The 300-nt window shown below is 77.3% G+C and carries 1 pseudogene; it reads right to left on the bottom strand.

Annotated features, from left to right (window positions below):
• Nucleotides 1-300, bottom strand: a pseudogene (locus AO501_RS38375) (PE family protein); the annotation flags it as partial.

Genomic DNA, 300 nt, shown 5'->3' with positions numbered 1-300 from the left:
GTCCCGTCCCCGCCGCCGCCGCCGAGCCCGCCGGCGCCGCCGACCCCGCCGAGCCCGCCGGTACCGAACAACAAGGCATTGTCGGCTCCTCCGGCACCGCCTGCCCCACCGGCGCCGCCGGCAAATCCTGTTCCGCCGGTCCCGCCAGGTCCGCTGCCCGCAACGCCGATATCACCGGCACCGCCGATCCCGCCGGCACCGCCAACCCCGCCGGTGCCGAACCACAGCGACCGTTCGATACCGCCGGTGCCGCCAGCCCCGCCGGCTCCACCGGCCGCACCAAACCCCACGCCGCTACCC

Origin of the sequence: Mycobacterium gordonae (genome assembly GCF_001417955.2) — a bacterium.
In the GTDB taxonomy this organism is placed as follows: Bacteria; Actinomycetota; Actinomycetes; order Mycobacteriales; family Mycobacteriaceae; genus Mycobacterium; species Mycobacterium gordonae_B.
This window is presented reverse-complemented; position numbering and strand designations above follow the sequence as displayed.